We start from the raw sequence: 8,941 nt of genomic DNA, 5'->3' as shown, positions 1-8,941 counted from the left end.
CAATGCAGCCCGCGCACATAAAAGTGCAGCACCCACTTTTCCTGGACTTCCAGCAATAATCAAGACATGACCAAAGGATTTCTTATGTCCATCGGGCTGTCTTGCTTGCTTAATCGAATGTATCCACGAAAGGTCTATCTGATTCATCTTGGGAAAAATTAATAAGCTGTTATGGGCTCAATTGATCCATCCGCGCGATACTTCAATTCAGTTACTTTGATGTTACGTAAATGTGTTCTGCCTGATAATTGGACATCATGGAAATACAAATACCATTTGCCATTTTGCTCCACAATCGAATGGTGATTCGTCCAGCCTTTCACGGGTTTCAACAAAACACCTTGGTAGGTAAAAGGCCCATAAGGACTCGTTCCAGTCGCATAGGCAATGTTGTGGGTATCCCCTGTCGAATAGCTGAAATAATATTTCCCCTTGTATTGATGTACAAAGGCTGCTTCAAAGAACCGACGGTCATGATCGGAGGACAACAAGATTTTTCCAGCCGCATCTACAATCTGCACATCACGAGGCTTCTCAGCTAACACCTTCATGTTTTTATCGAGCTTAGCTACTTTAGCCATCAAAGCTGGTTGGTCGTTTGCCGGTTGGCTATCGTCATTCGCCATGTAGTGCCCCATTTTCCAACGTTGCAATTGGCCTCCCCAAATACCCCCAAAATACATATAATGCGTTCCATCCGCATCTTTAAAGACACACGGATCGATACTGTAGGTTCCATTGATGTAATTCGGTTCCGCTTTAAAAGGACCTTCGGGCTTAATGGAACTAGCTACTCCGATGCGAAAAACGCCCTCTTTATCTTTGGCAGGGAAATACAAATAATATTGCCCATTGGATTCAGCAGCATCAGGAGCCCAAAGCATCTTACCCGCCCACGGGATATCGGCTAATTTCAAAGCTACTCCGTGATCCGTCACAGGGCCAGAAGGCGTTTTTTGTGACAGCACATGATAATCATTCATCGCAAAATGGCTACCCATGTCATCTTCTTTGACACCGGCATCGATATCATGCGAAGGATAAATGTAGATTTTTCCTTGAAAAAGGTGTGCAGAAGGATCTGCTGTGTAGATATGTGAAACAAGTGGTTGCTGAGCAAATGCCCCAAAACTCACTAAAGCAAAAACGAGTAATTTTTTCATTTGGATAGGTTTGTAGTTCAAAGCCCTAAATTTCTTATTTTTACTTCATGAAAGCAATTCAAACCGCATTATTATCGTATGGGATGTCGGGACGTATATTTCACGCCCCTTTCATCGAAATTCATCCCGGCTTCGAACTTGTGGGCTCCTACGAACGTAGCCAAAAAAACATTCAAAAAGCCTATCCCGGAACTCACTCATATGATTCACTGGACGAAGTCATACAAGATTCTGATATCGAATTAATTATCGTCAATACCCCCATCCCCACGCATTTCGAATATGCTTCCCAAGCTTTAAAAGCGGGAAAACATGTTGTGGTTGAAAAGGCATTTACGAACTCAACTGAAGAGGCAAAAGAGCTTCAGAAAATTGCTTCAGAAGCAGGGAAACATATTTTTGTCTACCAAAATCGCCGTTGGGATTCCGATTTTTTAACTGTCAAAAAGGTTTTTGAATCAGGCCAACTGGGTGAAATCGTAGAAGCTGAATTTCATTTTGACCGGTTTAATGGGATTAAATCTCCGAAGATGCACAAGGAAGTTCCTGGGCCTGGGGCTGGAATCATATTCGATTTGGGACCACATATCATTGATCAGGCTTTGTATTTGTTTGGAAATCCGACCCATGTTTTTGCGGATTTAAGGAAAACAAGACCCGGAACAGAAGTCGAAGATTTGTTTGAAATACTATTATATTATCCTGAAATGAGCGTTCGCTTAAAGGCTGGGTATTATTTTAAGGTACCCGTTCCCGCATTTCAATTGCATGGTAAATTGGGGAGTTTTATTAAAACGCGCTCCGACCGACAAGAAGCAGACTTGGATGCAGGACGAAAACCACAAGGGGATACTTGGGGCCAAGAAAGTCCACAGGATTACGGAGTCATGCAAGTTGATGGAGGAAATCCAGAACGCATCCCGTCCGAAAAAGGTAATTTTATGGCCTTTTATGAGAATGTTTATCAATCTTTACGCGGTGATGCGTTACCGGCGGTATCGGTGCAAGATGGCATCAACAGCATGCGGGTGATCGATGCGGCGATGGAAAGTAGTCGGGAGAAAAGAGTTATTAACTATTAGAAATAGACGCGAAGTATCGCGTCTCTACAAAAAACAGACGCGAGGTATCGCGTCTCTACAAAAAAAAACAGACACGAAGCATCGCGTCTCTACAAAAATCCGCGAGGTATCGCATCTCTAGAATCAGCACATGGAAACAGACATATTCACTAATTTCGAACCCGAATTACAAAAGAAGATCCAACAAGTTGGCGTAATCCGCAAGTTTCAGGCGGATGATTTCCTCATGAAAACAGGCCAAAGCATCCGTTCAGCCGTGTTTGTCACCAAAGGGATTATCAAAGTTTTTCGAGAAGATGATGAAGGCAATGAAGTTTTCATGTACAACTTACATCCAGGTGAAGCATGCGCCATTTCGATGACATGTGCAGCCAGAAACCTCAATAGCCAAATTATGGCCAAGGCTTTGGTCGATACCGAAGTTATGACCATACCCGTGGAATTGATGGATGAATGGGCTTCTAAATATAAATCTTGGTATCAATTTGTTTTGGAAACGTATCGTTCACGCTTTGAAGAGTTATTGGACACCTTGGACCACATTGCCTTTCGAAATTTGGATGAGCGTTTATTATGGTACCTCAAGCAGCATCAAAAAAGTTTAAAGAGCAATACGATTAAGGTTTCGTTTACTGAAATCGCCACGGAATTAAATTCTTCCCGAGAAGTCATTTCGCGCTTGATGAAGAAACTAGCAGAAAAAGGGCATATAAAAATCATCAAAAACCAAATTGAAATTATCGACCTAAGGTCATTGTGATACTTATCACGCCATAACAAACCTAAAAGACGAATTTTTGCATATTAATTGACAAAATTTTATGCAAAAAAATCGCCTTTGGTATTTAGTAATCTTTACCCATTTAGTCTTTAATCTTTACGCACAGCATCAAGAAATGCACACGCCTCCACATCTGTGGAAAGGCAAAAAAAGTGTTGCCGAAGATTCCACATCCCTCCTATTTGCCTTCAAACACGGGAAAGTACACGGAAACTTACGGTATTTTTTCATGGCTACGGATAATCAAAATAGATTAACCGATGCCTATGCACATGCAGCAGGTGGGGGATTATTTTATGAAACTGCTTCCTATAAAGGCTTCCAAATGGGTGTGGGTGGTTATTTCATTTATAACATTGGCTCGTCGGACATGACACGAATTGATCCATATACCAATACAATTAGTCGGTATGAAACAGCGCTCTTTGACCTAGAGAACTTAGCCAACAAACATGATTTAGATCGCCTCGAGGAATTATATCTAAAGTACAATTGGGGAAAATCGCATATTATAGTAGGTAAGCAATTGATTAACACACCCTTCATTAATTTGCAAGATGGGCGAATGCGGCCAACAGAAGTGGGTGGTATTTACAGTGAAATTTATCCTGGGAAGCATAATAAATTGGAAGGAGGCTATTTATACGAAATTTCTCCGCGCGGAACGGTAGATTGGTATGGAATCGGCGAGTCGATTGGAATTTATTCGAATGGAGTGAATATCAATGGCACCAAAGGAAATTATGCTCAGCACATTGAATCCAAAGGCATTGCTTTAATTGGCTATACGCATACACTCCCTAAAGGACACTCTTTGAAACTTTGGAATGTCTATGTAGACAATGTTTTTAACACCACACAAGTGCAATATGACACCAAACAAGGAAACTGGGTAGCAGGCTTTCAGTATACAGAACAACATGCGGTCAATTTTGGCGGAAATGAAGATCCTACCAAGACTTATTTTGATCCATCACAGATGTCGCGCGTGTTTAGCTCCAAACTTGGCTGGGAAAATAACCAGTGGAAAACTTCCATTAACTACACACGTATAACCGGTGAAGGCCGTTATTTAATGCCACGCGAATGGGGGCGCGACCCCTTTTACACCTTTATGCCGCGTGAACGGAATGAAGGCTTTGGCGATGTAAATGCCATTGTGGGAAAAATTAGCTATTTGGCCGATAACTTTCCGCTCAAAACATCTTTAAGTTATGGCGTATTTAAATTACCCGATGTTAAACATGTGGCATTAAATAAATATGGCTTACCGAGCTATGACCAATTAAACCTGGAAATGATATACGAATTCGAAAATTTCTTAGAAGGATTAGAAATTCAAGCCTTGTATGTACACAAGTCCAATCAAGGAAATACCTACGAAAATGAGAAATACATTATTAATAAGGTCAATATGAGAAATTATAACGTCGTTTTAAACTTTCATTTTTAATGTTTAAAAAAAATGGGACTTGTGATAAAAATCACGAAATAGCTTTGTAAAACACCCGACATTTGTAATATTAAAAACAATAAAAGATCACATGGAAATCATCGGCTACTTTGCCTCTTTACTTATCGGAATTTCACTTGGCCTAATCGGTGGCGGTGGTTCCATTTTAACTGTTCCTGTATTGGTTTACTTGTTTGGCGTTGACCCCATTTTAGCTACAGCTTATTCCTTATTTGTTGTAGGTGCGAGTTCATTAGTTGGCGCATTCCCAAAATACAAGCAAGGATTAATCAATGTAAAAACAGCGATCATTTTTGGTATCCCTTCTATAGCTTCGGTATATGCCACGCGCAAATTCATTGTACCCTTAATCCCAACTGAAGTTTTCATGCTAGGAGATTTCGTAGTCACAAAATCCATTCTCATGATGGTACTTTTCGCCATCTTGATGGTAGCCGCATCGATTTCTATGATTCGTGGAAAGTGTGAACAATGTGAAAAAGAAAAATTAGGTACTTACGTAGAGGAAGAGCAGGTATTCAATTACCCAATGATCCTATTAGAAGGTGCGGTTGTAGGTGTTTTGACCGGTTTAGTTGGCGCTGGCGGCGGTTTCTTAATCATTCCAGCCTTGGTTATGCTTTCTAAACTGTCCATGAAACAAGCAGTAGGCACCTCATTGTTAATCATTGCTGCCAAATCGCTCATTGGATTTACAGGTGACTTAGGTCATACAGTCATTGATTGGAACTTATTATTACTTGTTACCGCATTAGCCATTGGCGGAATTTTCATAGGCGATATTATCAGTAAAAAAGTAGACGGAAATAAATTAAAAGTGGGATTTGGTTGGTTTGTACTAGTGATGGGTATTTACATTTTAGTACAGCAATTAGCCTTCCCTTTAAAATAACAGCACAAAAAAAATAACATGAAAGTAGAACAAATTTACACAGGATGTTTAGCACAAGGTGCTTACTACATCGAAAACAATGGCGAAGCAGCGATCATCGATCCACTTCGCGAGGTTCAGCCTTACATCGAGAAAGCAGAACGCAATGGTGCGAAAATCAAATACGTTTTTGAAACACACTTTCATGCGGATTTCGTATCTGGACACATTGATTTATCTGCAAAGACGGGTGCTCCTATCGTTTACGGTCCTAATGCAGCTTGTGCGTTCGAATGCATAACAGCTACAGATGGCCAAGAATTCAAATTAGGCAACGCAACAATCCGAGTGATCCATACACCAGGACACACCATGGAATCTACGTGTTTCTTATTGATTGATGAGTCAGGAAAAGCAACAAGTTTATTCTCTGGAGACACCTTGTTCATCGGTGATGTAGGTCGTCCAGATTTAGCTCAAAAAGTAAAAGCTGATCTTACTGAAGATATATTAGCAGGTCACCTATTCGACTCGTTACGAAATAAGATTATGCCTTTGGCTGATGATATCATCGTATATCCAGCGCATGGTGCAGGTTCTGCCTGTGGAAAAAACATGAGTAAGGAAACGACGGATACGTTGGGCAATCAGAAGAAAACCAACTACGCTTTGAATCCTGCCTTAACAAGAGAGGCATTCAAAAAAGAAGTTTTAACAGGTTTAGTTGCTCCTCCGGCATATTTCCCATTAAACGTATTGATGAATATCCAAGGATATGATTCTATTGATAAAGTAATGGAGCGAGGCCAACACGCCTTATCTCCGGAAGCATTTGAGGTAGCGGCTAATGAGACTGGTGCATTAATCTTAGATACGCGTGATCCACAAACGTTTGCTGCTGGATTTATTCCAAATTCGATTAACATCGGAATTGATGGTTCATTCGCACCCTGGGTGGGCGCGATGATTCCAGATATCAAGCAAGAAATCTTGTTGGTAACAGATGAAGGCCGCGAAGAAGAAGTAATCACACGTTTAGCGCGTGTAGGCTATGACTTCACTATTGGTTACTTAAAAGGTGGCATTGCTGCTTGGAAAGCTGCAAACATGGAAGTGGATACGATCACTTCGATCAGCCCGGAAGAAATGTTCACTCGTTTCGAGGCAGGTGAGGGTGAAATCATCGACGTACGTAAAAATTCAGAATACTTAAGCGAGCACATCGTGGACGCGGAAAATGCACCTTTGGACTTCATCAACGATAGCATGATGAAAATCAACAAGAACAAGACTTACTTCGTACACTGTGCAGGTGGTTACCGTTCAATGATCTTTAACTCAACACTTCGTGCACGTGGATATGATAATTTGATCGACGTAAATGGTGGTTTTAAAGCCATCAAAGAATCAGAGAAATTTAAAATCACGGACTATGTTTGTCCATCAACTTTATTGTAACATGGAAGATTTATTGAAAAATCCCGCTACTACGGTAGTTGATGTTCGCGAAACAGGTGAATTTGCGAGTGGACATTATGAAGGTGCTATCAATATTCCCTTAGGAATTGTTCCTTTAAAATTAGACCAATTTAAATCGATGGAAGGACCAATCGTGGTGTATTGTCGGAGCGGAAATCGTTCAGGAATGGCCATGAACTTGTTGAAGCAAGCCGGCCTATCCGAAGTTTACAATGGTGGAGGTCTGCATGACATGCTCGTTTATCAAGATTAACTAACAAAACCCCAGGTTTAAGCCTGGGGTTTTACCCTTTAAATTCATATTATGCTAACGAATCTAACTCAAAATTGGGGCATCATACGCATCATCCGCTTAGTAATTGGCGGATACGCATTGCTGGAGGCCTATCGTGGAAACGATACACTGATGGCCATGCTCGGACTAGTATTGGTAGGCATGGCCTTATTGAATGCTGGTTGTGGCGCACAAGGCTGCGGTGTACCCATGAATAAATCAACTCAAAAAGAATCCGAAGATGTATCTTATGAAGAAGTTCATGCTAAATAACTTATGGTCTATTGCAGGAGGGCTCTTTGGAGGCCTCTTTGGATATTTCTACTGGAGAGATATTGGTTGTGCGACAGGCACTTGTCCAATTACCAGTAAACCCCAAAACAGCATCGTTTACTTTGCTGTTTTGGGTTATTTTATGATAAATACGATAGCAGGCTTCAGAGATAAGAGAGTAGAGAGTAAAGAGTAGAGAATTAATTAATTTGCAAATCAAAATATAAATCAACGTCTAACGACTAAAGTCTAAATTAACTTACTATGATGGAAACAATCACCCAACCCTGGCCTTGGTATACGGCAGGAATTATCATCGGACTTATTGTCCCAGCCTTATTGATTTTAGGCAACAAACACTTTGGTATATCGGCCAACTTACGCCATGCGTGCGCAGCGTGTTTACCGAGCAACATTCCTTTCTTCAGTTATGATTGGAAGAAAGAAACTTGGAACTTCTTTTTCGTGGGGGGAATTTTAGTGGGAGGCATCATTTCTACACTTTACTTGGGATCCGATGATGCTGTTATTGTTCACCCAGATTTAGCCAAAGAGTTAGCTTCTTATGGTATCACCGATTTCTCAGGCATGGTTCCGGCCCAATTGTTTTCATTTGAAAGTCTATTCACATTACGTGGACTTGTGATGATGGTCGGTGGTGGTTTCTTAGTAGGCTTCGGCGCTCGCTATGCAGGTGGTTGTACCTCTGGACATGCGATCATGGGCCTTTCCGACCTTCAATGGCCATCGTTAGTTGCTACCATCTGTTTCATGATTGGTGGTTTCGTTATGGCTAATTTCATTTTACCATTCATCTTACACTTATAATACCCATGGAAAAGAAGACAACAGAACACGCAAATCCAGTAGATTTCGAAGTACGTTCATTAGACACGATGTGTGTCAACGAATCTGAATTGGTTCACCCTTGGTGGTATAATTTCAAATATGCAGCTGTAGGCGTGATTTTTGGTATCGTATTTATCAAAGCTGAGATTATTTCTTGGTTTCGCATTCAAGAAATGTTCCGCTTACAAAGTTTCCACATGTACGGTGTGATCGGTACTGCGGTTGTGGTAGGAGCCATCTCTGTATTTTTAATTAAAAAATTCAAGATTAAAAGTATTCACGGAGAGGAAATTACCTTCACAGATAAGAAGTTTAATAAAGGCCAAATAATTGGTGGCTTAATCTTCGGCCTTGGATGGGCGCTGACTGGAGCTTGTCCAGGTCCGCTTTTTGCTCAAGTGGGAACAGGAGCTTATGTCATCTTAGTGGTGGTCTTAAGCGCAACTGCCGGAACTTGGGTGTATGGTAAGTTTAGAGATCAGTTACCGCATTAGAGGTGAGAGGTAAGAAGTTAGAGGTAAGAGGGATTTCGGTTTAAGTCGGGATCCCTCTTTTGTTTATTAATATTAAACAACAACAACAACGCAAAACAATTAAATTGAATTATGAAAAATCTAAATGCCATAGGACTAGACAAGTCTAAATCAAAAGAGCTTGCGGAGAAATTAAATATTCTTTTAGCGAATTATTCTATC

At 40.8% G+C, this 8,941-nt stretch carries 10 protein-coding genes; 9 read left to right on the top strand and 1 reads right to left on the bottom strand.

The features are described 5' to 3' along the window. Positions 1-158: 158 nt before the first annotated feature. Positions 159-1,163, bottom strand: coding sequence for a glycoside hydrolase family 43 protein (locus ACIQZ2_RS11390; protein WP_395768975.1), 1,005 nt, complete (start codon positions 1,161-1,163; stop codon positions 159-161). A 47-nt stretch (positions 1,164-1,210) separates the two neighbouring features. Here ACIQZ2_RS11390 and ACIQZ2_RS11385 point away from each other — a divergent pair, with 47 nt between their 5' ends. The 9 genes from ACIQZ2_RS11385 (at position 1,211) to ACIQZ2_RS11345 (ending at position 8,740) form a co-directional block, all read left to right on the top strand. Continuing rightward, positions 1,211-2,245, top strand: coding sequence for a Gfo/Idh/MocA family oxidoreductase (locus ACIQZ2_RS11385; RefSeq protein WP_395768974.1), 1,035 nt, complete (start codon positions 1,211-1,213; stop codon positions 2,243-2,245). 130 nt (positions 2,246-2,375) lie between these two features. Beyond that, a complete protein-coding gene (locus ACIQZ2_RS11380) occupies positions 2,376-3,005 on the top strand; it encodes a Crp/Fnr family transcriptional regulator (protein WP_395768973.1) in 630 nt (209 codons plus the stop codon). A gap of 61 nt (positions 3,006-3,066) precedes the next feature. Further along, the gene (locus tag ACIQZ2_RS11375) at positions 3,067-4,479 is read left to right on the top strand and encodes a hypothetical protein (RefSeq protein WP_395768972.1); all 1,413 of its coding nucleotides are present in this window, start codon (positions 3,067-3,069) and stop codon (positions 4,477-4,479) included. Positions 4,480-4,570: 91 nt separating this feature from the next. Next, positions 4,571-5,392 carry a sulfite exporter TauE/SafE family protein gene (locus ACIQZ2_RS11370; protein WP_395768971.1) on the top strand — a complete coding sequence of 274 codons (822 nt, stop codon included), beginning with the start codon at positions 4,571-4,573 and terminating at the stop codon, positions 5,390-5,392. Positions 5,393-5,410: 18 nt separating this feature from the next. Next, a complete protein-coding gene (locus tag ACIQZ2_RS11365) occupies positions 5,411-6,829 on the top strand; it encodes a rhodanese-like domain-containing protein (RefSeq protein ID WP_395768970.1) in 1,419 nt (472 codons plus the stop codon). Position 6,830: 1 nt separating this feature from the next. After that, positions 6,831-7,103 (top strand): rhodanese-like domain-containing protein, encoded by a 273-nt coding sequence (locus ACIQZ2_RS11360; protein WP_395768969.1) that lies wholly within the window; start codon positions 6,831-6,833, stop codon positions 7,101-7,103. Between the two features lie 51 nt (positions 7,104-7,154). Further along, entirely contained in the window at positions 7,155-7,397 is a 243-nt protein-coding gene (locus ACIQZ2_RS11355) for a hypothetical protein (RefSeq protein ID WP_395768968.1), read from the top strand. Positions 7,398-7,661: 264 nt separating this feature from the next. Next, on the top strand, positions 7,662-8,225 hold the full coding sequence (locus ACIQZ2_RS11350; protein WP_395768967.1) for a YeeE/YedE family protein: 564 nt from the start codon (positions 7,662-7,664) through the stop codon (positions 8,223-8,225). A 68-nt stretch (positions 8,226-8,293) separates the two neighbouring features. Continuing rightward, complete coding sequence (locus ACIQZ2_RS11345; protein ID WP_395768976.1) at positions 8,294-8,740, top strand: DUF6691 family protein; 447 nt, start codon at positions 8,294-8,296, stop codon at positions 8,738-8,740. Positions 8,741-8,941 lie beyond the last annotated feature (201 nt).

Origin of the sequence: Aquirufa sp., assembly GCF_044342065.1 — a bacterium.
In the GTDB taxonomy this organism is placed as follows: Bacteria; Bacteroidota; Bacteroidia; order Cytophagales; family Spirosomataceae; genus Aquirufa.
Note: the sequence above shows the minus strand (reverse complement) of the source record. Positions and strands in the feature narration are given on the sequence as shown.

Coding starts and splice junctions, on each gene's coding strand:
- ACIQZ2_RS11360 (WP_395768969.1), top strand. CDS start 6,831: ATGGAAGATTTATTGAAAAATCCCGCTACTACGGTAGTTGATGTTCGC.
- ACIQZ2_RS11380 (WP_395768973.1), top strand. CDS start 2,376: ATGGAAACAGACATATTCACTAATTTCGAACCCGAATTACAAAAGAAG.
- ACIQZ2_RS11350 (WP_395768967.1), top strand. CDS start 7,662: ATGATGGAAACAATCACCCAACCCTGGCCTTGGTATACGGCAGGAATT.
- ACIQZ2_RS11345 (WP_395768976.1), top strand. CDS start 8,294: ATGTGTGTCAACGAATCTGAATTGGTTCACCCTTGGTGGTATAATTTC.
- ACIQZ2_RS11375 (WP_395768972.1), top strand. CDS start 3,067: ATGCAAAAAAATCGCCTTTGGTATTTAGTAATCTTTACCCATTTAGTC.
- ACIQZ2_RS11365 (WP_395768970.1), top strand. CDS start 5,411: ATGAAAGTAGAACAAATTTACACAGGATGTTTAGCACAAGGTGCTTAC.
- ACIQZ2_RS11385 (WP_395768974.1), top strand. CDS start 1,211: ATGAAAGCAATTCAAACCGCATTATTATCGTATGGGATGTCGGGACGT.
- ACIQZ2_RS11355 (WP_395768968.1), top strand. CDS start 7,155: ATGCTAACGAATCTAACTCAAAATTGGGGCATCATACGCATCATCCGC.
- ACIQZ2_RS11370 (WP_395768971.1), top strand. CDS start 4,571: ATGGAAATCATCGGCTACTTTGCCTCTTTACTTATCGGAATTTCACTT.
- ACIQZ2_RS11390 (WP_395768975.1), bottom strand. CDS start 1,163: ATGAAAAAATTACTCGTTTTTGCTTTAGTGAGTTTTGGGGCATTTGCT.